This window comes from Acinetobacter sp. 22323 (assembly GCF_052044895.1).
Taxonomy (GTDB): domain Bacteria; phylum Pseudomonadota; class Gammaproteobacteria; order Pseudomonadales; family Moraxellaceae; genus Acinetobacter; species Acinetobacter schindleri.
In genome coordinates, this window is sequence record NZ_JBQEOL010000001.1 from 256,035 (window position 1) to 279,211 (window position 23,177).

General features: G+C 42.5%; 21 protein-coding genes. 6 read left to right on the forward strand and 15 right to left on the reverse strand.

From position 1 onward, the window contains the following. Positions 1-37: 37 nt before the first annotated feature. Both ACTJIX_RS01210 and ACTJIX_RS01215 read right to left on the reverse strand, forming a co-directional pair. Positions 38-1,708 (reverse strand): FMN-binding glutamate synthase family protein, encoded by a 1,671-nt coding sequence (locus tag ACTJIX_RS01210; RefSeq protein WP_004815676.1) that lies wholly within the window; start codon positions 1,706-1,708, stop codon positions 38-40. Between the two features lie 459 nt (positions 1,709-2,167). Further along, complete coding sequence (locus ACTJIX_RS01215) at positions 2,168-3,169, reverse strand: helix-turn-helix transcriptional regulator (protein WP_005222449.1); 1,002 nt, start codon at positions 3,167-3,169, stop codon at positions 2,168-2,170. A 233-nt stretch (positions 3,170-3,402) separates the two neighbouring features. On the opposite strand from ACTJIX_RS01215, the gene ACTJIX_RS01220 reads away from it, so the two are divergent. The 5 genes from ACTJIX_RS01220 to ACTJIX_RS01240 all read left to right on the forward strand — a co-directional run bounded on the left by ACTJIX_RS01220 (position 3,403) and on the right by ACTJIX_RS01240 (position 7,616). Beyond that, complete coding sequence (locus ACTJIX_RS01220; RefSeq protein WP_440611081.1) at positions 3,403-4,962, forward strand: circularly permuted type 2 ATP-grasp protein; 1,560 nt, start codon at positions 3,403-3,405, stop codon at positions 4,960-4,962. A 23-nt stretch (positions 4,963-4,985) separates the two neighbouring features. Beyond that, positions 4,986-5,588 (forward strand): alpha-E domain-containing protein, encoded by a 603-nt coding sequence (locus tag ACTJIX_RS01225; protein ID WP_004892897.1) that lies wholly within the window; start codon positions 4,986-4,988, stop codon positions 5,586-5,588. After that, a complete protein-coding gene (locus ACTJIX_RS01230) occupies positions 5,585-6,367 on the forward strand; it encodes a transglutaminase family protein (RefSeq protein WP_005222444.1) in 783 nt (260 codons plus the stop codon). Before ACTJIX_RS01225 ends, ACTJIX_RS01230 begins: the two co-directional genes overlap by 4 nt. 12 nt (positions 6,368-6,379) lie before the next feature. Then, a complete protein-coding gene (locus ACTJIX_RS01235) occupies positions 6,380-7,114 on the forward strand; it encodes a proteasome-type protease (RefSeq protein WP_005222442.1) in 735 nt (244 codons plus the stop codon). A gap of 73 nt (positions 7,115-7,187) precedes the next feature. Beyond that, positions 7,188-7,616: a BLUF domain-containing protein gene (locus ACTJIX_RS01240; RefSeq protein ID WP_004815687.1), complete on the forward strand. Its 429-nt coding sequence runs from the start codon at positions 7,188-7,190 to the stop codon at positions 7,614-7,616. Between the two features lie 44 nt (positions 7,617-7,660). On the opposite strand, the gene alr is transcribed toward ACTJIX_RS01240, so the two are convergent. The 12 genes from alr to ppsA form a co-directional block, all read right to left on the reverse strand. Next, on the reverse strand, positions 7,661-8,731 hold the full coding sequence (gene alr / locus ACTJIX_RS01245; RefSeq protein ID WP_005222437.1) for an alanine racemase: 1,071 nt from the start codon (positions 8,729-8,731) through the stop codon (positions 7,661-7,663). Between the two features lie 230 nt (positions 8,732-8,961). Then, positions 8,962-10,401, reverse strand: coding sequence for a replicative DNA helicase (dnaB, locus tag ACTJIX_RS01250; RefSeq protein ID WP_005222435.1), 1,440 nt, complete (start codon positions 10,399-10,401; stop codon positions 8,962-8,964). Between the two features lie 217 nt (positions 10,402-10,618). Further along, on the reverse strand, positions 10,619-11,065 hold the full coding sequence (gene rplI / locus ACTJIX_RS01255) for a 50S ribosomal protein L9 (protein ID WP_004815692.1): 447 nt from the start codon (positions 11,063-11,065) through the stop codon (positions 10,619-10,621). 9 nt (positions 11,066-11,074) lie between these two features. Then, positions 11,075-11,302 carry a 30S ribosomal protein S18 gene (gene rpsR / locus ACTJIX_RS01260; RefSeq protein ID WP_004278792.1) on the reverse strand — a complete coding sequence of 76 codons (228 nt, stop codon included), beginning with the start codon at positions 11,300-11,302 and terminating at the stop codon, positions 11,075-11,077. A 12-nt stretch (positions 11,303-11,314) separates the two neighbouring features. Beyond that, positions 11,315-11,701 (reverse strand): 30S ribosomal protein S6, encoded by a 387-nt coding sequence (gene rpsF, locus ACTJIX_RS01265; RefSeq protein WP_004278789.1) that lies wholly within the window; start codon positions 11,699-11,701, stop codon positions 11,315-11,317. Between the two features lie 506 nt (positions 11,702-12,207). After that, a complete protein-coding gene (cyoE, locus tag ACTJIX_RS01270) occupies positions 12,208-13,086 on the reverse strand; it encodes a heme o synthase (protein ID WP_005222432.1) in 879 nt (292 codons plus the stop codon). A gap of 10 nt (positions 13,087-13,096) precedes the next feature. After that, positions 13,097-13,423 (reverse strand): cytochrome o ubiquinol oxidase subunit IV, encoded by a 327-nt coding sequence (locus tag ACTJIX_RS01275; RefSeq protein ID WP_004815696.1) that lies wholly within the window; start codon positions 13,421-13,423, stop codon positions 13,097-13,099. Further along, entirely contained in the window at positions 13,423-14,043 is a 621-nt protein-coding gene (gene cyoC, locus ACTJIX_RS01280) for a cytochrome o ubiquinol oxidase subunit III (RefSeq protein ID WP_004815698.1), read from the reverse strand. Before cyoC ends, ACTJIX_RS01275 begins: the two co-directional genes overlap by 1 nt. A gap of 4 nt (positions 14,044-14,047) precedes the next feature. Continuing rightward, entirely contained in the window at positions 14,048-16,036 is a 1,989-nt protein-coding gene (cyoB, locus tag ACTJIX_RS01285) for a cytochrome o ubiquinol oxidase subunit I (RefSeq protein ID WP_005222430.1), read from the reverse strand. 3 nt (positions 16,037-16,039) lie between these two features. Next, complete coding sequence (cyoA, locus tag ACTJIX_RS01290; RefSeq protein WP_005222428.1) at positions 16,040-17,128, reverse strand: ubiquinol oxidase subunit II; 1,089 nt, start codon at positions 17,126-17,128, stop codon at positions 16,040-16,042. A gap of 302 nt (positions 17,129-17,430) precedes the next feature. Continuing rightward, positions 17,431-18,225: an RDD family protein gene (locus ACTJIX_RS01295; protein ID WP_005222427.1), complete on the reverse strand. Its 795-nt coding sequence runs from the start codon at positions 18,223-18,225 to the stop codon at positions 17,431-17,433. 383 nt (positions 18,226-18,608) lie between these two features. After that, positions 18,609-20,981 (reverse strand): phosphoenolpyruvate synthase, encoded by a 2,373-nt coding sequence (gene ppsA / locus ACTJIX_RS01300; protein WP_004892929.1) that lies wholly within the window; start codon positions 20,979-20,981, stop codon positions 18,609-18,611. Positions 20,982-21,135: 154 nt separating this feature from the next. Here ppsA and ppsR point away from each other — a divergent pair, with 154 nt between their 5' ends. Continuing rightward, complete coding sequence (gene ppsR / locus ACTJIX_RS01305) at positions 21,136-21,972, forward strand: posphoenolpyruvate synthetase regulatory kinase/phosphorylase PpsR (protein ID WP_004815709.1); 837 nt, start codon at positions 21,136-21,138, stop codon at positions 21,970-21,972. A gap of 261 nt (positions 21,973-22,233) precedes the next feature. Here ppsR and ACTJIX_RS01310 read toward each other — a convergent pair whose 3' ends face one another. After that, positions 22,234-22,788, reverse strand: coding sequence for a flavoprotein (locus tag ACTJIX_RS01310; protein WP_286861729.1), 555 nt, complete (start codon positions 22,786-22,788; stop codon positions 22,234-22,236). Positions 22,789-23,177: the final 389 nt, after the last annotated feature.

Below are 23,177 nucleotides of genomic sequence, written 5' to 3' on the forward strand. Positions count from 1 at the left end.
GCGATTCTAAAGAATCGCCTTTTTCATTTAGAAGTACTTAAAATTTTTCTGCAGTTGCGATATTCCACATACGGTAATAAAAGTTTTCTTCATCACGATTTTCACAATGGAGGAGCTCATTTTCCTTCATCCAGAAGTGCAATTGTGCATAGTTTTTAATCTCATGGCTGTTGATGCGTTGAGCCAGTTGATGAGGTTTAATACCAGATGGATGACAAACACCAGCAGAAGCGATCATTTCGGAGAGGGCTTTAAGGGTGCTTTTATGATAATTATAAACCCGTTCTGCCTTGCTTGGCACATGTAGCGCCTTTTGGCGGCTCTTATCCTGAGTAGTGACACCAACCGGACACTGGTTAGTATGACAGCTTTGCGCTTGAATACAGCCAATAGCAAACATAAAACCACGCGCTGAGTTGACCCAGTCTGCACCAATGGCGATCGTACTGGCGATATCGAATGCACTAATGATCTTGCCGCTTGCACCAATTTTGATCTGTTTGCGTAATCCTGCACCCACTAATGTGTTATGAACGAACAATAAGCCTTCACGTAGGGGGACACCAATATTATCAATCATCTCAATCGGTGCTGCACCTGTACCGCCTTCTGAACCATCGACCACAATGAAGTCTGGCAGGATTTTGGTATGCAGCATCGCTTTGACGATACTCATAAATTGCCAAGGCTGCCCCAGACATAGCTTAAAACCAACCGGTTTGCCACCAGACAGCTCACGTAATTGCTGAATGAATTCCATCATTTCAATTGGGGTGCCAAACGCAGGATGACTGGCTGGCGAAACACAGTCATGTTCGCGGCTAACTCCGCGAATCTCGGCAATTTCCTCAGAAATCTTGGCTTTTGGAAGAATCCCACCGTGTCCTGGTTTCGCACCTTGAGACAACTTGATTTCAATCATTTTCACTTGTGGAATTTTGGCTTTCTCCGCAAATTTGACCGGATCAAACTGGCCGTCCAGTGTACGACAACCAAAGTAAGCACTACCAATTTCCCAAACCAGGTCTCCGCCATTTTCCAGATGATAAGGGCTAATACTGCCTTCACCCGTATCATGGTAGAAATTGCCCATTTTGGCACCCAGATTAAGCGCGCGGATGGCATTGGCACTCATACTGCCAAAACTCATGGCGGAAATATTCATGATTGAAGCACTATAAGGCTGCTTGCATTGTTCATTGCCAATCGTAATCCTGAAAGTTGCTGGATCTGCGGGTGGGCAAGGGATAATCGAATGCGTGACAAACTTATAGTCATGGTTATAGACATCAATAATTGAACCAAAAGGCTTGTCAGAATTTTCATTTTTAGCGCGTTGATAAACCAGACTGCGCTGCATACGGGAAAAAGGCAGGGCATCCTGATCGGCTTCAATAAAGTACTGGCGAATTTCAGGGCGGAACTCTTCAAATAGGAAGCGGAAATGACCCATAATCGGATAATTCCTGAGAATAGAATGCCGGTGTTGTAGTACATCATATAGCCCCACCACACTCAGAACAGCGCTAATAATCCACAGCGTATTGACCAGCGTTTGAGGCATGAAATAGTAAATATAGCGGGGCGAATAGCCGATATGAAAGCCGGTAAATACCAACGCAATAAAGATACAAAGGAACCAGATGGAATAGCGTGAAAAGAAAGTATTCAGCAGTTTATGCCGGACAAGTTGAGCTGGATTTGCCATAAAATCTTGATTCCCTGTTGTTCTTATCAGACCTTCAGATTTTCAAGGCTTGGCGGTTTTATACAAGAACAAAATTGTTATTCGATTTTATAGGTTTAACTTGGAAAGATGGTTTGGATTGAAAATTAATCAAAATGGATATGTTTAGCAGGAAAAATCCTATGAAAAAAATCTGCAAAAGGCATCGCTTCTTTTTATTTCACATGCAGGAAAAGCTGGTTTAAAGTTATTTTATCCAATAGCGGGGGAGATGGTATGACGAAGAAATCAATCCGGTTCAATACTGCAGAGCTGGCGTGCTCATGTATGTAATGCCCTTAACTATGAAACTTCCTTACTGCATATATCTGGGGGAACAAGACAGATATATGCAGGATCAGCAGCCGATTAACCAGAACAATAACAAAAACAATATAAAAAATTATGAGTCCCGGGAATGGGACTTTTTTATGTCAGTTTTTATGCTTCGTCTTGTTGATATACGGCTCGGGAAACGTGCTCAGGTTCAATTTTTTGAATTTTGTTACCAAAGCTGCGTAGCCACCATACCAGCTGTGAAGTAAAAGGAACCGTGGCACTAATAAGAGCCATACCATGATCAAGTTTTTCAATCTGTTGGTCGCGGCTGAGCTGGCTTTCTTCAAAATAATGTGCATCTGCTTCAGGCATGTGCAGCTTCAGCATGACATTTTCAGTAGGCTGGTCAAAGTTGACCCGGAAGCCCAAAGCACCGGATTCAATATATTCATCAATATCAAAGTTCACCGGATGCAGGGCACGCGTATTTAAAACATTCGCAGACTTAAAGCGGTGCAAGGCAAAGGTCTGAATATCGGATTTGTCATGACGGGTACATACCAGATAAATGATCGAACCTTTCTGTACTAATGCCAGCGGATTAAGAATATAGGTTTTTTCTTCACTATTTTGCCCACGACCCTGATAGATACATTCCAGCTGCTTGTCCTGTAACAGACCTTCATAAACCGCCTGTTGTGCCTGACGGTCGACAACAGGTGGAATCAGCGGCTGAGTCGCAGGAACGATACGGACCCGGTTAATCCATTGTCGTACATTGTTCTGGGTTGACAGGCTGCGACGTGCGAGATCAAACCAGGGATTCATTTCTTCAATCAGACTGGGTGGTAACAGATGTTTGAGATGTTCCTCAACCATCATAAACGTCACTGCTTGTGAACTGGTCATGTGCGGCAGACTTTGAATCGGTGCATCGGAACGCCAACGCCAGCCCTGTGGAATAGTTTTGCTGCTTTCAATGGGAAAACGCTGCGCAATCTGATTCAGGTCACGCTGAATAGTGCGCAAACTAATTTCCACACCTTCACGTTCCAGGATTTCCTGCAATTCGCGAGTGCCCATCCATTTCCCGGTCGTCAGGCGCGATAAAATTTGCCATTGGCGATAAAGGCTATTCGAAGTTTCTTTTTCTTGTGCGGTCATAAGCTGAAATCAGGATCTGCAAATTGAGAAAAAATCATTAACACAATAAAAAATCTCTATTTTTTTCGCAAGTATTTTAAGTAATCGAGAATAGCAGAATAGATACACATTGGTGCAAAAATGCCATTGAGTCACTTGGAATTAAAGGGATTAATGGTAAGTACAAAAATACCGCATGGCATGGATATTGCTTTGTTAAATATACAATTTGATTACAATACGACGAGGTTTGTATGCTAAAAGAAACCCAGGATACAAATATCACAACGACTATAGAAAATTTTACAACAACGGCGATTAACACTAATTTTACAGAATCGAAGGACACGGTAGCAACTCACACAGGCAAACCTCTACAAGTGCTGCAGCAGATGGCATCTAAATTCTTTAATGAAATGCGTGATGACCAGAATATGAATGGTCTGGCTGGGCAAAAAATCGAAGAGTGGCTGTCAAAGCATACTTTAGATGAGCTTAACACCCTGAATAAATTGGCAAAAGAACATTTTCTTTATGAAGGAATTACCTTCACGGTTTATGGAGATGAAGAAGGCACCGAACGTACCATCCCTTTTGACATTATTCCACGCGTGATTGCACGCAAGCAATGGAATATGGTGGCACTCGGTTGTGAACAGCGTGTTAAAGCCCTGAACCTGTTTTTGCATGACATCTATCATCAGCAGGACATCCTCAAAGCTGGGATTGTGCCTGAGCTGCAAGTGCTGACCCATGAGGCTTATCAGCCACACATGTATCAGCATAGTCTAAAAGGCAGCATTTATAGTCAGATCAGTGGCATTGATATTATCCGTGACTCAAAGGGTGAATTCTATGTACTTGAAGATAACCTAAGGACCCCTTCAGGTGTGTCTTATATGCTGGAAAGCCGCAAGATCAGTGAAAAGCTGATGCTGAGCCTGTTTGAACAGACACCTATTGCTGGTATAGAGCAATACCCACATTTACTCAAAGAAATTCTGGCAGAAAACTCAGCTGTCGATAATCCCTTTATCGTGGTCCTGACTCCGGGCCGTTTTAATAGTGCCTACTATGAACATGCTTTCCTGGCAAGGGAAATGGATGTGCCATTAGTGACATCACGTGACCTTTATGTAGAGAACGCGAAAGTTTATGTAAAAACTATACGTGGTCGTCAGCAGGTAGATGTTATTTATAGACGTGTCGATGATGCCTATATCGATCCGCTTTGTTTTAAACCTGATAGTACCCTTGGCGTACCAGGCCTGATGTCTGCCTATTTGCAGCACAACGTTGTTATTGCGAATGCACCGGGAACCGGTGTAGCAGATGACAAGTCGATCTATCCTTATGTGGATAAGATGATTAATTTCTACCTTGGCGAACAACCCATTTTGAAGAATGTTCCAACTTATCAATGCCGTGAGGCTAAAGATCTCAGTTATGTATTGGCGCATCTTGATGAGCTGGTTGTGAAAGAAGCCCAAGGTTCAGGTGGCTATGGCATGCTGATCGGTCCACAGGCGTCTAGACAGCAGATTGAAACCTTTAGAGAGAAAATCATGGCTGCGCCACATTTATATATTGCCCAACCAACGCTGGATCTGTCCGTCAGCCCAACCTTAACCAATTATGGCATTGCAGAACGTCATATTGATTTGCGTCCATTTGTACTCAGCTCACCTTATCGTACTGAAATCGTACCAGGTGGACTGACACGTGTAGCAATGCAAGCAGGTTCGCTGGTCGTGAATTCCTCCCAAGGCGGTGGCATTAAAGACACCTGGATTGTTGATAACCTCCATTCATAAAAATAGCAAAGAAGGAATTTGTCATGCTCTTACTTAATTCCAATGCGCAACACATTTTTTGGTTGGGTCGCTACTTATCAAGAACACAGTTTTTATGTGCCCATTTTCCATTTTTAGAAGATGATGCGGCAGTCGCATATGCGCATGCATTCTGCCTGCCAGCCTTTGATGCCAGTTCGCTAAATGAACTGGTGCTGGATCCGGCTCAACCTTATTCATTCCATCAACAGTTTAAAGTGGCCCGTGACAATATTCAGGAACTACGTGGTGTACTGTCTGCCAAAGCTTATGCAGAACTGAACCGCCTGATTCGTACTGCTGATCAGAATGCCGGTTATATCTGTGATGTCGTGACAGATTGTCAGGATATTCTGGAAGGTGAAGCTCCGGATGTGTTTCTGTTTTTTAGTCTGGGTCAATGTCTGGAAAAGCTTGATCAGGAGCTACGTCTAGGTGAAGACACCACCACTACAATTGCAAAAATTGATTATGTGATTGAATCTTTGGTTGAGATGGGCTGGTCAGATCTGAATGAATACTGGAACCAGCTACGTGACCATACAGACCTGATCAATTTTTATCAATTCAGTGATTATATTCATCATATGTTTGAGATTAATGTATGAAGTTGATGGTGAATCACCAAACACATTATAGTTATACCGAGACTGTCACCAGTAGTATTCAGTACATTAAGATGATGCCTTCCAGTAATGTACATCAGCAGGTACATTCCTGGGATGTCAGCGTGCCGGGCAGTCGGGAGCTGAGCCGGGATGCCTTTCATAATTTGTGGATTACCAGTACTCAGCGCACACCTTATCAGTACTTAATCATTATGGCGCAAGGTATAGTCGATTTAAATCCCTTGAATAATGATCAGGGAATGAATGATCAGATCAATCCAAACCTGTTCTTGCAGCCGACTTCAACTACTCAGTGCAATGAGGAGATGAAGGACTTTGTAAAACAGTATGTGCCAGTTTCAACACGTCTAAATCTGATCGCCTTGGCTCAGGCGGTATTGGAGCATGTACCGTATATAACAAATAGTAGCTCGGTACATGGATCCGCCATTGATGCTTTTGAGGCGAAACAGGGTGTCTGTCAGGATCATGCTCATATTTTCATTGCCATGTGCAAATATCTGGGCTTACCGGCACGTTATGTTTCGGGTTATTTGTATGCTCAAAATACTTCTCATCTGGCCAGTCATGCCTGGGCAGAGGTATTTATTGACCAAGCTTGGTATTGCTTTGATGTAAGTAATCAGTTATTTGTACCTAGTGCACATATTTATGTTGCCATTGGGCGCGACTATTGGGACGTCGCGCCGGTACGTGGGGTAAGAGAAAAGGGCGGAGTGGAATCCATGCATTCCATCGTCCAGGTTCTAAGTTGTTAGTAAGGACAAAAAATGACTTATTGTTGTGCGCTTCGTTTGGAGCAGGGGATGGTGTTCATTAGTGACACTCGGACAAATGCGGGTGTAGATCATATATCGGTGTTTCGCAAATTATATACCTTTGGTATTCCGGGTGAGCGCGTCATTGTTATTCAGGCATCAGGAAATCTGGCTACGACACAAGCGGTGATCGGGCATATTAAAAATCAGCTGGAACTGAATCAGGAACCTAATATTCTCAGCTTGCATACCATGTTTGAAGTCGCGGAACTGGTCGGCCGTACCTTGAAGCATGTGATTGAAAGTGTAACTACAGATACCATGGAGCAAAGCAACTATTATTGCAGCTTATTGGTGGGAGGTCAGATTGCCGGACAAGATATGCAGCTCTATCATATTTATCCACAAGGCAACTTTATCTGTGCAACCAGTGATACGCCGTATTTCCAGATCGGGGAAAGTAAATATGGCAAGCCAATTCTGGATCGGGCACTCAGCTATGATATGCCGCTAGATGAAGCACTGCGATGTTCACTGATTTCTTTCGCTTCGACTTTACGTTCCAATGTTTCCGTAGGTATGCCGTTGGATGTGCTGGTTTATCATAAAGACACATTTGAAATTCCGGCAGGTAAACGCATTCAGGAAGATGATGAATATTTCACCAAAATCAGTAAGCAGTGGTCGGATACTTTGAAGAAAGGTTTACAGGAATTACCTAAGCCAACTTTAGATTATTTTCAATAAAACTATCTATCTGTTTGATATCACGTTACAGTGGCATGGTAAATTTAAGAAAATTTAAATTACAGAGGTTAGCATGCATCATTTTTGTTATGCCAGTCAGAGTACCTCTGATAAGTCGAATTTGCTCGATGACTTAACGGATATTCTGGCCGAAGCACGAGATTTTAATTATCGTCACGATATTACTGGGGCGTTATATTTTGCAGATGGCTATTTTTTTCAATGTCTTGAAGGTAAATTGGAACATCTGAATGTATTATTTGAAAAGCTAAGTAAAGATCCACGGCATGAGAATATCAAACGTTTTGAAATGCGTCCGCTTGAGCAGATTAATTTTGCCGGCTGGTCGATGAAGTATATTTCACGACGCGATGAAATCCGGGACTTTTGTACAAATATGGGTTTTAATGACTTTACACCACATAGTTTTGAACAAGTGCATGTAGACGCGCTATTAACTCAGCTACAAACTCAAGACCAAGAAGAAACTACAGAAAATTAAATTAAAAAGCCCAATTAATATTGGGCTTTTTAATGCACGGTATTTTAAACCAGTTTTCGGACTGGGCGTGCAGACATACGACACAGCAATTCATAGCCGATAGTGCCATTTGCTTCAGCGACATCATCGACCAGACGGGTTTTACCCCACAGTTCTACTTCAGTGCCAAGCTGCAGACTGAGATCAGTTGCATCTATCGCGATCATATCCATTGCAACACGACCAATCACGCGAGTCTGTTGTCCATTAATTGTGACATAATTCTGTTTCGGGAAGGCGCGTGGATAACCATCACCATAGCCAATTGAAACAATAGCCAATGTCATGTCCTGATCTGCGGTGAAAGTTGAACCATAGCCGACATGTTCACCCGTTTTGATATTATTCAATGCAATCACTTCGGCAGTAAACGTCATGACTGGTTTTAGATCCAGATCATGTACAGTTTTGTCTGCGAATGGAGTCGCGCCGTAGAGCATGATGCCCGGACGAACAAAGTCAAAATGCAATTCTGGATATTTATAGATCGCAGCTGAGTTACAGCAAGAACCCATTAAAGGTGCGCAGTCATTTTTTACTTCAAGAAACTGCTGGATTTGCTGTTCATTGAGTGGATGTTCCGCATCAGCATTGGCAAAGTGCATCGCCAGCACGCAGGTAAAACCTTCTGCTTTTAATTGATTGATCACATTTTTAATCACATCAATTTTAAAACCAAGACGGTTCATACCGCTGTTGAGTTTTACCCAAACTTTTAAGCCTTTCGCAATATAGGCTTCTTTATTTGCCAGTAACCAGTCCAGTTGTGGCTGATGATGCACAATGACTTCAATATTCTGAGCGATCACAACCTGCATTTCATCTGCAGAGAAAATGCCTTCGATTAGGGTAATGGGTTGCTGATAGCCGAGTGCACGAATTTCCAGTGCTTCCTGAAGGCAGGCGACACCGAAGGCATCGCTATCTTTTAAGGCTGCTAAGCAGTCTTTAACTCCATGTCCGTAAGCATTGGCTTTAACCATGCTGACGATTTTAGCGGTTGGGGCAAGTTGTTTGACACGGTTTAAATTATATTGCAGTGCTGTACTGTCAATATAAACTGTTGCTTGGCGCACCCTAGATACTCCTGCGGGATGACAAAATGATGTTGTGTGAAATACACAAAAGAGGGAGAGAAATAACTGTTTTGATAAAACAAAATCAGTCATTTCAAAACTGTAAATATTGTAGTCCTATCTGCCACAAATGGACATGCTCATTTATATAATTTCCTCCAAGGTATACTTAAGCAATAAAAAAAGAGACCATTTGAGTCTCTTTTTTTAATCAGGTTTAAGCAGAATATTTACTCTTCATCATCATACTGCGCATAGAACTCAGGAGAGAGGTTACTAAAGCGCGTGTATTGACCTTCAAAAGCCAGACGCACAGTACCAATTGGACCATTACGCTGTTTACCGATAATAATTTCGGCAGTCCCGGCTTCTTTAGATTCCTTGTTATAGACTTCATCACGGTAGATAAACATGATCAAATCGGCATCCTGCTCGATCGCACCAGATTCACGCAAGTCAGACATGACTGGACGTTTGTTTGGACGGTTTTCCAGAGAGCGGTTCAACTGCGATAAGGCAATGACAGGGCACTGCATTTCTTTAGCGAGCGCTTTTAAGCTACGAGAAATTTCCGAAATCTCGCCGACACGGTTATCACCCATGCCAGGCACTTTCATGAGCTGCAAGTAATCGACCATGATACAGCCGAGCTTACCGCCATGCATTTTGGCAATGCGACGCGCACGCGCACGAACTTCCGTTGGTGGCAGAGCAGAGGAGTCATCGATATACAGGTTCTTTTCTTGCAAATGCACAATGGTGCTGGTGACTTTAGACCATTCATCACTGTCCATTTTACCGGCACGTAAATGACCCTGATGCACACGACCAAAGGATGAAATCAAACGCATGGCAATCGAGTCGGCTGGCATCTCCATCGAGTAAACCAGAGCAGGCAGGTTATTGTTAAACAGTACACTTTCGACCAGATTCATGGCAAAGGTGGTTTTACCCATCGATGGACGGGCTGCGACAATAATCAGGTCACCAGATTGCATGCCGGAAGTTTTGTTGTCGAGTTCGACGAAGCCGGTGGTGAGACCGGTAATCGAACCTTCCATTTGTGAAAGTTCATTCAATTTATCAAAGACATCTGCAACAACGGTATTGATTGCCTTCGGCCCTTGTGCCTTGGCATTATTATTATGTTGCTCGGCAATCGAAAAAATATTGGTTTCTGCCAGATCCAGAATTTCACTGACGCTACGACCTTTGGTATCATAGGCATTTTGCAGGATTTCAGAACTGACTTTAATCATGCTACGTAGAGTCGAGAATTCCTTGATCTTGTTGGCGTAGGTTTCCAGGTTGTAGAAACTTGATGGCGAGTCAGCCATGAGCTGCATCAGGTATTCTTCACCACCGATGGCATCCAGCAGATTCTGTTTAATCAGCCAGTCATGCACCAGTACGGCATCGTAAGGAGAGTTGTCCTTGGACAGCTGATCAATCGCACGGAAGATGTATTTATGGCGGGTTGCATAAAAATCGTTCTCAGTAAGCACATCACCGACTTGTTCAAAAGATTCGGCAACCGTCATTAAGGCAGCAAGTACAGCTTGTTCAATCGCTAAATTGTGCGGAGGTGTGCGAAACTCCTTGAGCTGAGTATCAGCAACAATTTCTGGTTTAGCGCTGTTCTGCTTAGTGCTGGCATTCGCCTGTGACATATAAAGCCCTGAATTTTAATACAATGGTTTAAATATTCTCGGAGATGGATAGCAACTATCAACTACGAAGTGAAATAATACGCGTTCCGTTAAAAAATGCGAAGTGTATTTTTAAAATTACGCGAATAATAAAATGAAAGTGAGATATACCATATCTTCGAATTATTTTAGATAAAAAAAGAGCATGCCAAAGCATGCTCTTTTTCTTGGTGAGAAATTACTCAGCTACGATAGTAACTAGAACTTCTGCAACAACATCATGGTGCAATTGGATTGCGATGTTGAATTCACCAGTGTTACGAAGTGCGCCATTTGGAAGACGTACTTCTGCACGGTCAACTGTAAGACCAGCATTTGTCAACGCGTCAGCGATATCACGAGTACCGATAGAACCGAACAGTTTACCTTCATCACCAGCTTTCGCAGTGATTACGATATTTACTTCGTTCAATTGGTCAGCACGTGCTTGAGCAGCAGCTAAAATATCAGCTTCAGCTTTCTCAAGTTCAGCACGACGAGCTTCAAAAGCCGCAGTGTTTGACTCAGTAGCAGCAACTGCCATACCTTGTGGGATCAAGAAGTTACGGCCGTAACCAGCTTTAACTGAAACTTTATCACCAAGTTTACCAAGGTTTTTAATGCGTTGTAATAAGATAATATCCACAGCTCAACCTCACTTATGATTGTCAGTGTAAGGGATCAAAGACAAGTAGCGAGCTTGTTTAATAGCAAGCGCTAATTGACGTTGGTAACGAGCTTTAGTACCTGTAATACGGCTAGGAACAATCTTGCCGTTTTCAGTGATGTACTGTTTTAAAGTGTCGATATCTTTGTAGTCGATGTACGTAACGTTCTCAGCTGTAAAGCGGCAGAACTTGCGACGACGGTAAAAACGTGCCATGTTAGGTTCTCCTTATGCTTCAGCAGAGTCTTGAGCGTGTTGTGCTTCTTCACGTTGAGCTTTACGCGCGCGTTTTTCTTCAGCACTCTTAGCCAATAGTGACTCTTCAGTGATAGCGTTTTCACGACGGATGATAAGGCTACGAATGATTGCGTCGTTATAACGGAATAATTCTTCAAGCTCATCAAGAGTAGTTTGACCACACTCAACATTCATAAGAATGTAGTGAGCTTTGTGGATCTTGTTGATTGGGTAAGCCAATTGACGACGGCCCCAGTCTTCAAGACGGTGGATTTGACCTTCAGCTTCTTTGATGTGAGTTAGGTAACGTTCTACCATACCCACAACTTGATCGCTTTGGTCTGGATGTACCAATAGTACGATTTCGTAGTGACGCATTGTCAGCTCCTTACGGTTTAAACAGCCCCAATTTTTAAGTCAATTGAAGCAAGGAGTCACAACCAAGGTTGTGTCGCAATATTTGCGAAGCGTGAAGTTTAGTGGGTTTTGGGGAGAAATACAACCAGATTGGCAAGAATTGCATAATTAAACAGCGGTTTTGTACGGGCTGGAATGAGTAGCACAGAAAAGAGAAGAGAAAATTGACTGAGATTAATTAATTGGTGATTTAATGATGGTTGGTAATGAGATAATTCTAATCTCGCCATCTCGCCATCTCGCCATCTCGCCATCTCGCCATCTCGCCATCTCGCCATAATGAGTATCTTTTTACTCAAGTAGAATTCTTATTTTATGCGTTAAATGCACTTTAGAAAGATTGAAGTGTATTTTTGCAGTTGGTTTCAGAAAGACAGGATTTTAAAAGGCAAGAGTAGAAGTATTTAAAAGAGAGTCGAGGGAAATAACAGGCTTAAATAAAAAAAGATAGAGTAAAACTCTATCTTTTAAAAAATGATGTATGGCATTTGGGGAGCAGTCGATGTAAAGCAGAACAGAATACTGATCACAGTAATCAGCTTCACAGAATACATAAAATACTGCTTGGCCCACGCCTCATCATCTTTAGCCTTAAAGCCCTGAATACTTAAATAAATCCAGTACAAGGTTAAGATGTTCAACACCGCCATATAGAGCCAGTTGGCATAGCCAAAGAAAAACAGGCCATTCATGACAACCCCAAACAGAATCACATAAATCAGCGATTCGACCTTGGTGCGGTGAATTGAACGTGCTACAGGTAGAATAGGAATACCTGCATTTTTGTAATCTTGAAAACGGTAAACTGCAATTCCCCACGAGTGAGGCATTTGCCAGAAGGCATACCCAACGAAGATCAGCAGGGCACCTAAGTCAAACTGATTTGCAACTGCGGTATAACCAATCACAGGCGGAGCTGCGCCGGAAATACTGCCTACCAGAGTCTGGTGAATAGTTGTTCGTTTTGTCCATAAGCTGTAAAAACCAACGTATACGACAAAACCAATAACTGCGAATAGGAAAGCGTATGCATTTACCCAAAACCAGAGAACACTAAAACCGACCAGGCCTAATACAAAAGCAAAGGCAAGTGCGACAGGTTCAGAAATGGTTTTTTTAACAAGAGCACGATTTTGTGTGCGCTGCATTTTCTGGTCGATGTCCTGGTCAATTACATTATTGACCACACATCCTGATGCTACAACGAATGTAGTACCAAAAAGGGTAAGGAGCAGGAGAAGGAAATCTACAGAACCTTGAGCGGCTACAAAGTAGCCGCCCAAAGTGGTAACAAAGTTACCAAAGAGAATTCCTGGCTTAGTCAGGAATAAATACTTTTTCAGCATGACAACCAGTTTAGATCATCATGTTGTAGTGAAGGTAGTTCATGATCCATACAGAACCTACTAAAAGAATAGCAATGGTTAAGATGGTATACACAAATGCAATTACGTTCCAGCGTTGCTCTGAAGAAGAGTTCATGTGCAGGAAGTAAATCAGCTGTACAAGAATCTGAGCAACCGCAGTGATCGCGATGACAGTAATCAAGATACCACGGCCAAAACCGCCCGCCATAACCATACCGAATGGAATTACAGTAAGGATAACAGACAGGATGAAGCCGATAGTGTATTGCTTCACGTTACCGTGTGATTCGCCAGCAGCGTTATGATCATGACTCATTACAGAACTCCCATCAAGTAAACTACGCTGAATACACAGATCCATACGATGTCAAGGAAGTGCCAGAACAAGCTTAGGCAAGCTAGACGACGCGTGTTTGCAAGAGTCAAACCATATTTCTTGATTTGAATCATAAGCACGATCATCCAGACCAGACCAGAAGTTACGTGAATACCGTGCGTACCTACCAAAGTAAAGAACGCAGATAAGAACGCACTTGTGCTTGGACCGTGACCCGCATGAACTAAGTGATTGAACTCATATAGTTCCATGCCGATAAAGATAGCACCGAATACCCAAGTAATCGCTAACCAAGTCAGTACTTTTGCAACGTCTTTTTTGTATGCAGCAAGAACTGCAAAACCAAAGGTTACAGAAGAGATCAGAAGGGCGAAGGTTTCAGTAAGAACGAAACCTAAAGAATCGCCAAACAGATCTTTCGCACTTGGAGTGCCCACAGGAATGTGGCTACTCAAAACAGCGAATGCAATGAAGAGTGTACCGAAAAGGACAAGGTCACTCATCAAGTAAGTCCAGAAACCAAAGACAGTGATGTCAGTATCATCGTGATGATGATGCTCATCGTGTCCGTGGTTGTCGTGATGAAGTACTTCAGCCATGGTCTTAGTCCTTCTTCAAGTGTTTTTCAAGGATCGCATAGCGTTCACTTTCGATACGCTCAACTTCAGCAGCTGGGACATAGTAATCCACTTTCTTGGTGAAAGAAGAAACGATGAAGCTGATGATAGATGCAACGAAAGTAACAACTACTAACCACCAGATGTGCCAGATTAACGCGAAGCCCATAACAGTGATGAACATGGCGATAACGAAACCAGCAGCACGGTTAGTCGGCATATGGATGTCTTCGTACTTGGTTGGTTTTGCGTATGCAACACCATTCTCTTTGTCAGTCCAGAAAGTATCAATACCATTGATCTTTGGAAGGTAAGCAAAGTTATAGAATGGAGATGGAGACGAAGTAGCCCACTCAAGTGTACGACCATCCCAGATATCGCCTGTATAGTCCATATTTTGTTCGCGTTGCAAGAAACCAACAACGATCTGCATAACGAAGCAGGCAATACCTAGTGCAATAAGAATCGCACCGAACATCGCGATATTTACATATGGGTCCCATTCTGGGTTGTCAAATGTATTCAGACGACGAGTCATACCCATGAAACCAAGGATATAAAGTGGCATGAATGCAAAGTAGAAACCGAAGAACCAGAACCAGAACGCTGCTTTACCCCAAGTTTCATTTAGCTTCCAACCAAACATTTTTGGCCAGTAGTAAATGATACCTGCGAACATTGCGAATACTACACCGCCAATAATTACGTTATGGAAGTGAGCAATCAGGAATAAAGAGTTATGTACCAGGAAGTCCGCTGGTGGAACTGCCATCAATACACCTGTTAAACCACCGATACCGAAAGTCACAAGGAAGCCAAGTGTCCATAGCATTGGAGTGGTGTAAGTGATGCGGCCCTTGTACATGGTGAACAACCAAGAGAAGATTTTTACACCAGTCGGGATCGCAATAATCATGGTCATGATACCGAAGAACGCGTTAACGTTGGCACCAGCACCCATTGTAAAGAAGTGGTGAACCCAAACAACCAGTGAAAGAACACCAATTGCTACAGTTGCGTACACCATAGATTTGTAGCCGAACAATGCTTTGCGTGAGAACACTGAAGTTACTTCTGAGTAAATACCAAAAGCTGGTAATACCAAGATATAAACTTCTGGGTGACCCCAAGTCCAAATCAAGTTCACGTACAACATTGGGCTACCACCCATGTCATTTGTGAAGAAGTGGAAGCCGAAGTAACGGTCAAGAGACAGCATTGCAAGTGTTGCAGTTAACACCGGGAAGGTTGCAACGATTAATACAACTGTTACAAGCGAAGTCCAAGTGAAAATCGGCATATCCATCATCTTCATGCCAGGCGCACGCATTTTGATGATGGTAACAAAGAAGTTAACACCAGTAAGAAGCGTACCTAGACCTGAAACCTGAAGTGCCCAGATATAGTAGTCAACACCAACACCTGGAGAATATTCAATGCCTGATAGTGGAGGGTATGCCATCCAACCAGTTGCAGCGAACTCCCCAAGAGCCAGAGACACCATCATCAGACCCGCAGCACCAGCAAATAGCCAAAAGCTTAGAGAGTTCAATAATGGGAAGGCAACGTCACGTGCACCGATTTGAAGCGGTACAGCTACGTTCATTAAGCCAACTACAAGACCCATTGCTACGAAGAAGATCATGATCACGCCGTGCGCGGTAAAGATCTGGTCATAGTGTTCTGGGTGCAAGTAACCTTCACCACCACCTTTTGCAAGGAACTGCTGAAGACGCATCATGATCGCATCGGCGAAACCACGCACAAGCATGATAATCGACACGAAGATATACATGATACCGATTTTTTTATGGTCTACAGATGTGAACCATTCGTTCCACAGGTAGCCCCATTTTTTGAAGTAGGTGATACCAGCAACAACTGCGATACCGCCTAAGATCATCATTGCAACAGTAACCAATACGATTGGATCGTAAGGAATTGCATCTGGACCTAACTTACCTAATAAGTTCATGTCTTATTCCCCTTGAGAAGCAGTCGCATGTGCATCAGCTACATGTGCTTCAGAAGCAGCAGCTTCTTCGTGCGCAACACCGTGCTCTGCAGCAGGAGCTGAGTGGTCAGCACCATGGTAGTTGCTCATGTAGTGATTAATCACAGATTCAAACAAACCTTGCTCTACAGAAGAGTAATAAGTCACTGGATGTGGCTTAGTTGGGTAAGGCTTCATAGCTTCAGCAGCAGCCTTCTCTTCAGGAGTATTTGCTTTTGCGATCAGCGCTTCAATCTGGTGTTTACCACGGTTGCCGTCACGCAGAGATGCGAATTCAGCCTGGTCTAATACAGATTTCTGAACAGCTTCTGGATTTACTGAAGTACCATTACCTGCTTGAACAGCAGAAACCCATTCAGCAAACTGAGCGTCAGTCACAGAGTGAGCGCGGAAGCGCATTTGTGAGAAGCCATAACCAGAATAGTTAGCAGAGAAACCGCGGTAGCCTTCAGCTGGGCTAGTTTCGTCTGCCAACAGGTTCAGGTGAGTTTGCATGCCCGCCATTGCATAGATCTGACCACTTAACGCCGGGATGAAGAAAGAGTTCATCGTGAAGTTAGACGTAATACGAAGGCTAACCGGAGTTTTTTCTGGGAAGCGCATTTCGTTAACAGTGGCAATACCTTGCTCAGGATAGATAAAGATCCATTTGAACTGTTCAGCAATAACTTGAACGGTTAATGGAGCCTTGTCAGATTCAAGCGGACGGTATGGGTCGTACTTGTGGGAACCCCACCAAGTTAACCAGGCAAGAATAGCAATAATAATAACTGGGATACCCCAAACTACAATTTCAATTGCAGTAGAGTGTGCCCAAGTAGGTTTATAGTCTGCGTCTTTATTCGATGCGCGATATTTCCAACCGAACCATAATGCCATGATTGCTGATGGAATAACCACCAGAAGCATTAAGTAAATCGCAGTCATCATCAGGCTACTTTGGCCTGCTGCAACTGGACCTTTAGAGTTCAGAAGTACTAAATCACCACCACACCCTGTTAAAAGTGCGGACATCGCAGATAAAGACAATACAGCTAAAATCGTTTGTCTCATTTTACAACCTCGGTGAAGAGTCCCATTCCCTAAATTAATATGGGATAGCGATTAAAGTGTCGCATGATTAAAAAGATTCATTTGTTAACAAAAAATCTTCCTAATCATGAGACACCGCTACGTTGTAGGGCATTATGCCTGATTACAACAAACTAAGCTATATATAAAGAGGCTTTAAATGACTGTAATAAAAACCGATTTTACTGCTCGGGATTGTCGAATATTTATAGTAATTTTATTTTAATTTCAAAGTTATGAGCGAAAAAAGGGATGCAGAGCATCCCTTTAAAGAGAACTTAATTTTATTGCTTGATCACCTTGGTTTTCGCCAGTTTATCGTGCAAAGTCTGACGGTTTTTGCCCAAACCGAAAATCCAGTCCACAAGCGAGAACAATGGAATAAAATAAATTGTAGGCAAAATGAACACGATACTGCGCAAAGTAAAGGCACGCATGAGTGAAGTTTGAGTACCAGTTTCCGCGTCTACAATCTTAATTTTAGTCAGTTTTTTACCAATGCTTTGACCAGATTTTGCAATCAGGTAACCTTGGATAACCAGCATGATCAGCAGATATAAACCTGCTGCTGTCCAAGCCTGAGTAGAGAACATATCCAGCATTTGAGACTGCAATTCCAGCACGCGGTTCTGATCCGCACTGCCACCCATAGCTTGCGTCATGATCTGCTCATTTAGCTGAGTAAAACGCAGTTTTTCTTCAGCTGTGAAGAAGGCAGTCAAAATGAAAGTTGCTGGAATCCAGAGCAGCAGATCGACGAACTTGGCAAAAATACGCGCAGGAATACTCGCCAGTTCAAATGTATTCGCTTTTGGTGCAGGACGTGCATAAGTATTGGTTTGTGCTGCAGGCTGCTCAAATAGTGCTGCTGGCTCGGCAACTGGTGCAGGTGGAATATAACCTTCAGGTTCATAAACGAATTTACCCTGCGTGAGCTCACCCAAAGCTTTCCATTCGGTCATGCCTTGGTGCCAGGCCAAATCAGTCAATAATACCTGCTGGCTTGCAAGCATCTGATTTAGCTGTTCAAGCGTATATGGTCCAGCTTGTTGATTGTTTCGTGCCAGGTAAATCTGCATAAAGACTGAATCTCAAAATGTACGTTGAAAAGGTTTAGCTTCGATTTTATTGAATTATAGCCATAACACAAACAAAATCTTAAGCCAAACATGCGCATATGTCGGACATTTTTAGGTGAAGTACAACCAAAACAACACAAAATAAAACGAATTTGATTTAGGAAACTAAAAAATCCAAAATTTTTAGCCATCTACATAAAATAAAGTATCCAAGATTGGTGGTTTAAAAACTGTAATTTTAATGTAATGACGAAAGATTTTTTGCTGATAAATATCAAAGGAATGATTAGTTAACTCTAATATCTTAAATTCATATAAAATTTATTACTGAAATAAAAAAAGACCCTCATTTGAGGGTCTTTTTTTATTTACTGAATTTCCGCTTATTTAGCTTCTTGATCAGCAAGGAAGAACCAGGTATCCAATACTGAGTCTGGATTCAAAGATACAGATTCAATACCTTGTTCCATTAACCATTTTGCAAGATCTGGGTGATCTGAAGGACCTTGACCACAGATACCTACATATTTACCTGCTTTACGGCAAGCTTGGATCGCCATAGAAAGAAGGACTTTTACAGCAGCGTCACGTTCATCGAACAGGTGAGATACGATACCAGAATCACGGTCTAGACCTAGTGTTAACTGAGTCAAGTCGTTAGAACCGATAGAGAAGCCATCGAAGTGTTCAAGGAATTGATCAGCTAACAGCGCGTTAGTTGGCAATTCACACATCATGATAACTTTTAGACCATTTTCACCACGTTTCAGGCCATTTAATGCCAGTAGCTCAATGACACGTTTCGCCTCGTTTACAGTACGTACAAAAGGAATCATGATTTGTACATTAGTCAAGCCCATTTCATCACGAACTTTTTTCAATGCACGGCATTCAAGTTCGAAGCAGTCACGAAAGTTGTCAGAAACGTAGCGGCTTGCACCACGGAAGCCCAGCATCGGGTTTTCTTCTTCTGGTTCATACAACTTGCCACCAATCAGGTTCGCATATTCGTTTGACTTGAAGTCAGACATACGTACGATCACTGGCTTGTCAGCGAATGCAGCAGCAAGGGTAGAAATACCTTCAACCAGTTTTTCCACATAGAACTCGATTGGAGATGCATAACCTGCAGTACGCGCCATCACAGCAGCACGCGTTTCACGAGGCAGGCTGTCAATGTTCAGCAATGCTTTAGGATGTACACCGATCATGCGGTTAATGATGAACTCAAGACGAGCAAGACCAATACCTTCGTTCGGAATTTGTGCGAAGTCAAATGCACGATCCGGGTTACCTACGTTCATCATGACTTTGAATGGAAGTTCAGGCATAGATTCGATTGAGTTCGTTTGAACTTCAAAATCAAGCGCGCCTTCGTAGATGAAACCAGTATCACCTTCAGCACAAGATACAGTCACTTCCTGACCGTCCACCAGTACTTCAGTTGCATTACCACAACCAACGATTGCTGGAACACCCAGTTCACGTGCAATGATTGCAGCGTGACAAGTACGACCACCACGATTGGTTACAATTGCAGCAGCACGTTTCATCACTGGTTCCCAGTCCGGGTCAGTCATGTCAGATACAAGTACGTCACCGTCTTGTACTTTGTCCATTTCTTTAATAGACGTTACGATGCGGACTTTACCAGAACCGATACGTTGACCGATTGAACGGCCTTCACATACTACCGTACCTTTCTGTTTCAACAGGTAACGTTCCATTGTGCCAACGTTTTCACGGCTTTTTACAGTTTCAGGACGCGCCTGAACGATGTACAGTTTGCCGTCATCACCGTCTTTTGCCCATTCGATGTCCATTGGCGCACCGTAGTGTTTTTCAATGATCAGTGCTTGTTTAGCTAGTTCTTGAAGTTCCTGGTCATTTAAAGCGAACTGTTGACGTTCAGCTTTTTCAACATCTACTACAACTACTGATTTACCAGCAGCGCCTTCTTCACCATAAATCATTTTCTGGTGTTTAGAACCAAGATTACGACGAAGGATCGCGTGCTTACCAGCATTTAGAAGTGGTTTAGAGATATAGAATTCGTCAGGGTTAACTGCGCCCTGTACAACCATTTCACCCAGACCGTAAGAAGCGGTGATGAATACTGCATCACGGAAGCCTGATTCAGTATCCAGTGTGAACATTACACCAGCTGCGCCAGTTTCAGAGCGAACCATACGTTGTACGCCAGCAGAAAGGGCAACCACGTCATGGGCAAAGTTTTGGTGTACACGGTAAGAGATTGCGCGATCATTGTATAAAGATGCGAAAACTTCTTTGATCGCGATCAATACATTGTCGATGCCACGGATGTTCAAGAAAGTTTCTTGCTGACCAGCAAAAGACGCGTCTGGTAAGTCTTCTGCAGTTGCAGATGAACGAACGGCAACCGCGATGTCAGGGTTGCCGTTAGAAAGTGCGTCAAATGCTGCACGAACTTCTTGTTCTAATGCTGCAGTAAGCGGAGTTTCTACAATCCATTGGCGAATTTTAGCGCCAGTTTCAGCAAGAGCGTTTACGTCATCAACGTTTAGGCTGGCAAGCTCTGCATTGATTTTAGCGTTTAGGCCGCTTTGCTCGAGAAATTCACGATATGCACCAGCAGTTGTTGCAAAACCACCTGGTACAGATACGCCAGCGTTTGCTAGGTGGCTGATCATTTCGCCCAAAGATGAGTTTTTCCCACCAACAAGCTCAACATCGTGTTTCCCTAATTTTTCCAGACCAATTACGCGCGCTTCCAAAGTTGTTACTCCACTTTTGCAGTATTAATCATTATCTTGGCATGAGAGTATAGCAAATCACCTAGGTGGATGATTTTACTAAGCGACAGTCATGTAAGATCGGTTTACTATAAAGATTATATAGTACGAAGACAAATGTTTGAGGAGAATTTTAATGTCGGAAGGTAAACAGATAAAGCGTAGTGTTTTCTTCATTTCTGATGGTACTGCGATCACCGCAGAGACGCTGGGACACTCACTTTTGGCACAGTTCCCTCATGTCGATTTTGATATACATATCATTCCCTATATAAGCTCCGAAGAAGCTGCGACCAATGTCGTAGCCGAGATCAATGCACGTGCCCACGAGGAAGGGCAGAAACCACTGGTTTTTGATACTTTAGTGGACCCATATGTGCGTGATATTATTAATACGGCAAATGCGGTAAATCTTGATGTATTTGAAGGGCTTATTAGTAAACTTTCCGAAGAGCTAGGTACGGATCCAACGACGCTGGTAGGACAAACTCATGCGGTAACCGACTCTGCCTCCTATAAAGCGCGTATTGATGCTGTACATTTTGCCCTGGATAATGATGATGGCGCGCGTACTCGCCATTATGACAAGGCCGATCTGATCCTGATTGGGGTATCACGTTCTGGTAAAACACCGACTTCGATTTATCTTTCTCTACAGTTTGGAATTCGTGTTGCAAACTACCCACTGACTGAAGAAGATCTGGATGATAACCGTCTGCCAGCTGTGCTGCGCCCGCATAAAAACAAGCTTTTCGGCCTTATGATTGATGCTGATCGCCTTGTGGCAATCCGTACTGAACGTAAGGCAAATAGCCGTTATGCCAGCTTTAGTCAGTGCCAGATGGAATTGCGTGCGATTGAAGGAATTTACATTTCTGAAGGCATTAAATATCTGAATGTGTCCGAGATGTCGATTGAAGAAATCTCGACGCGTGTATTGCAAATGACCGGTTTAAAACGTCGTATTGGATAAGGTCCTAGTTCATGGAGTCAAAGCTGTTTTTTGGCTCCATTGGTTATCAAAATTTATATATTAAAATAATTAATGATAGAAATTAACGATGATAAGATAGTTGATATCAATCAGTACTATTTCGCTACGAAATACCTTATAGAAAAAATATAAACGTACTTGGATGTTAAAATTGTATAAAAATTACTCAATTAAATTTGGGACTTTATTCTTATTTAGCATTTTTTATGAAATATATATCAAAAAAAAATAAATAGATTTTTATTTAAAGGTTTGAATAATGACATCAACTGGATAATTTTCACCATGTATGCAATGAATTGCATGATCAGAAATTTTCAAAATTGGCCAGGTAATAAGCTGGCAGTTTTCACGTTGCAGGGCGATATAGAAGCTATCTGACTTAAAGTAATGACGATTAGCGGCTGCCAGATTAGGCATGAGCTGGCGTCTTAACCAGGGATTTTTGACCTGCTGTTCTAAAAAGCGTAAAGACAATAACCCTTTAATGCGGTTACTAATGAGATTTTTATTTTTGCTGATCAGCGGATGATTCAATACGCGTTGAAGCGTGCGGCTGGTACTCGGCATCACAAATTGCGGTTCAATCTGAAAGACTTTAACAGATGCCGCTTGCTGGCAAATACGGTCAAGATGACTCACACTAAACTGGTCAAGCCCAATTACTGCCACATTTAGATCCTGAAAATCCATATCTTTAAGGGCAGCAGAGTCGACTTTAGTCCCATTAAAGCTTGTAAAGTGTTCAGGGTTATTTTGAAAAATACCGGCACTTGTATCCTGCTTAACGCCCATATTGATATCCTGTAATTATTTAATTTTTATTCTGTTGTGATAGATATAGACAATATCGGCAGGGGCGTAAAGTTACTTTCATGGAATCTCGAGTCATCAATAATTCGACATTTTAAAATCCACTTCAGTTATGGATTTTGGGAATTATATTGATGTAATTTTTCTTGAGCTTTTTAAAGGTTGTGTTCATACAGTTTAATACCGTAAGTAATAGTGCCAATAATTAAAGTGTCCAACTTGCTGCAACAAAGGTTGCAGTCGGTTTGTTAATATAATAGATCTCTTTCATAAATCAAAAAACGATCTTCTTTTTGGTTAATATTTGCACTTCGGATTTCTTGGCATTCGTGCATAATCTGCGGATGAAATACATCGATTCAAACAAGCTT

What these genes read in the sequence shown, in the direction of transcription:
- ACTJIX_RS01210 (WP_004815676.1), bottom strand. Translation starts at nt 1,708, where the DNA reads ATGGCAAATCCAGCTCAACTTGTCCGGCATAAACTGCTGAATACTTTC.
- cyoB (WP_005222430.1), bottom strand. Translation starts at nt 16,036, where the DNA reads ATGAACTTATTAGGTAAGTTAGGTCCAGATGCAATTCCTTACGATCCA.
- ACTJIX_RS01310 (WP_286861729.1), bottom strand. Translation starts at nt 22,788, where the DNA reads ATGGGCGTTAAGCAGGATACAAGTGCCGGTATTTTTCAAAATAACCCT.
- ACTJIX_RS01215 (WP_005222449.1), bottom strand. Translation starts at nt 3,169, where the DNA reads ATGACCGCACAAGAAAAAGAAACTTCGAATAGCCTTTATCGCCAATGG.
- rpsR (WP_004278792.1), bottom strand. Translation starts at nt 11,302, where the DNA reads ATGGCACGTTTTTACCGTCGTCGCAAGTTCTGCCGCTTTACAGCTGAG.
- ACTJIX_RS01225 (WP_004892897.1), top strand. Translation starts at nt 4,986, where the DNA reads ATGCTCTTACTTAATTCCAATGCGCAACACATTTTTTGGTTGGGTCGC.
- ACTJIX_RS01220 (WP_440611081.1), top strand. Translation starts at nt 3,403, where the DNA reads ATGCTAAAAGAAACCCAGGATACAAATATCACAACGACTATAGAAAAT.
- cyoA (WP_005222428.1), bottom strand. Translation starts at nt 17,128, where the DNA reads ATGAGACAAACGATTTTAGCTGTATTGTCTTTATCTGCGATGTCCGCA.
- ACTJIX_RS01295 (WP_005222427.1), bottom strand. Translation starts at nt 18,225, where the DNA reads ATGCAGATTTACCTGGCACGAAACAATCAACAAGCTGGACCATATACG.
- dnaB (WP_005222435.1), bottom strand. Translation starts at nt 10,401, where the DNA reads ATGTCACAGGCGAATGCCAGCACTAAGCAGAACAGCGCTAAACCAGAA.
- cyoC (WP_004815698.1), bottom strand. Translation starts at nt 14,043, where the DNA reads ATGGCTGAAGTACTTCATCACGACAACCACGGACACGATGAGCATCAT.
- ACTJIX_RS01275 (WP_004815696.1), bottom strand. Translation starts at nt 13,423, where the DNA reads ATGAGTCATGATCATAACGCTGCTGGCGAATCACACGGTAACGTGAAG.
- ppsR (WP_004815709.1), top strand. Translation starts at nt 21,136, where the DNA reads ATGTCGGAAGGTAAACAGATAAAGCGTAGTGTTTTCTTCATTTCTGAT.
- ACTJIX_RS01240 (WP_004815687.1), top strand. Translation starts at nt 7,188, where the DNA reads ATGCATCATTTTTGTTATGCCAGTCAGAGTACCTCTGATAAGTCGAAT.
- ACTJIX_RS01235 (WP_005222442.1), top strand. Translation starts at nt 6,380, where the DNA reads ATGACTTATTGTTGTGCGCTTCGTTTGGAGCAGGGGATGGTGTTCATT.
- rpsF (WP_004278789.1), bottom strand. Translation starts at nt 11,701, where the DNA reads ATGCGTCACTACGAAATCGTACTATTGGTACATCCAGACCAAAGCGAT.
- cyoE (WP_005222432.1), bottom strand. Translation starts at nt 13,086, where the DNA reads ATGCTGAAAAAGTATTTATTCCTGACTAAGCCAGGAATTCTCTTTGGT.
- ACTJIX_RS01230 (WP_005222444.1), top strand. Translation starts at nt 5,585, where the DNA reads ATGAAGTTGATGGTGAATCACCAAACACATTATAGTTATACCGAGACT.